Origin of the sequence: Agromyces sp. Soil535 (assembly GCF_001428255.1) — a bacterium.
Lineage (GTDB): Bacteria > Actinomycetota > Actinomycetes > Actinomycetales > Microbacteriaceae > Agromyces.
The window spans coordinates 1-1,667 of sequence record NZ_LMRW01000022.1; the positions used below are offsets into that span (position 1 = coordinate 1).

General features: G+C 70.3%; 2 protein-coding genes. One reads left to right on the forward strand and one right to left on the reverse strand.

The features are described from left to right. On the reverse strand, window positions 1–333 hold a 333-nt coding region (locus ASG80_RS24500), incomplete at its 3' end, for a hypothetical protein (RefSeq protein WP_235508318.1). 210 nt (window positions 334–543) lie between these two features. Here ASG80_RS24500 and cofD point away from each other — a divergent pair. Further along, entirely contained in the window at window positions 544–1,575 is a 1,032-nt protein-coding gene (gene cofD, locus ASG80_RS13080; RefSeq protein WP_235508319.1) for a 2-phospho-L-lactate transferase, read from the forward strand. The last annotated feature ends 92 nt before the right edge of the window (window positions 1,576–1,667 follow it).

Genomic DNA, 1,667 nt, shown 5'->3' on the forward strand with positions numbered 1-1,667 from the left:
CATCCCACCACCCCACATCGACCCGCACCAGACCCCACGACTCGGCGGACGCGCACGATTCCAACTCCCCACCGCCGCGACCGCATGACCCGAGCCCGAGGGCGTATGACCCGCAGCGGTGCGCGGCCGATGCTTGCCATGAGCGGGTACGGCCGCGCCCGGCGGCACGCGGCGCAGGACGCGAGCAGCGCCATACAGGAACAGCACGCCAGACAACAACAGCACGCCCACAGAAACAGCAGCGCCCAACAGGAACAGCATCCCCACAGAAACAGCAGCGCCCAACAGGAACAGCATCCCCACAGAAACAGCAGCGCCCAACAGGAACAGCATCCCCACAGGAAGCAGCGCCCAACAGGAACAGCATCCCCACAGGAACAGCCACACCAGACAACAACAGCACGCCCATAGGAACCACCACGCCACACAGGAACAGCACCCCGACAGGAACAGCCGCTCGGCGCAGGCACGCGGCCCGCGCCAGCGTGACGTGGAGACCGAAGCTCGATGCGGCCGTTGCTGCGAGCACCTAGTGTGGCAAGCGTGCGGATCACGGTGCTCGCTGGCGGGGTCGGAGGGTCGCGCTTCGTGCGCGGCGTGCGCGAGGAGTGCGCCAGGCGCTGGCCGGCGCAGGGTGCGGAGGATGGCATCGCGACATCCGCCGAGGTGACCGTGATCGTGAACACCGGCGATGACCTCTGGCTCGCGGGTGTGCGCCTGATGCCCGACTTCGACTCGCTGTTGTACTCGCTCGCCGGCGTCAACGACACCGAGCGCGGCTGGGGTCGCGCGGGCGAGACGGAACGCGTCGCCGCCGAGCTGCGCGAGTGGGGCGTCGGCTGGCCGTGGTTCACGCTCGGCGACCTCGACCTCGGCACGCACCTCGCCCGCACGGCCTGGCTGCGCGAGGGCGCGACGCCGTCGCAGGTCGGCGCACGCCTGCAGACGCGCTGGCCGCTCGGGGTGCGGCTCATCCCTGCGACCGACACCGAGGTCGACACGTACGTCGAGGTAGCCGACGCCGACGTGCCCGGCGGCGAACGGGAGATGCACTTCCAGGAGTGGTGGACGAGGTATCGCGCATCGCTTCCCGCGGTCGCATTCCGACAGCGGAATATCGAGGCGGCTCGCCCCGCTCCCGGCGTCGTCGAGACGATCGTCGGCGCCGATCTCGTGCTCGTCGCTCCGTCGAACCCGGTCGTCTCGATCGGCACGATCGTGTCGGTGCCGGGCATCCACGAGGCGATCCTCGAGACCCACGCGCCCGTGGTCGGCGTCTCGCCGATCATCGGCGGCAAGGTCGTGCGCGGCATGGCCGACGCGTGCCTGCCGGCCATCGGCGTCGACACCACCGCCGAGGCCGTCGGCCGCCACTACGGCGCGCGGTCGGTCGGCGGGCTCCTCGACGGCTGGCTCGTCGACGAGACGGATGCCGCCGCGGTCGCGCCGCTCGAGGCATCCGGGCTGCCCGCGGCATCCGTCCCGCTCTGGATGCGCGACCTCGACACCTCGGCGACCCTCGCCGGTGCGGCGATCGACTTCGCCGCTGCGGTGCGCGCGCGAGGCGACGCATGAGATTCCCTAGGTCAACCTCAGGCGGCGTTTTGTTGCATGGCGCCTCCGTGGAGTTGGGGGTTGTAGATGGTGTGGTCTTGCCAGCATCGCCA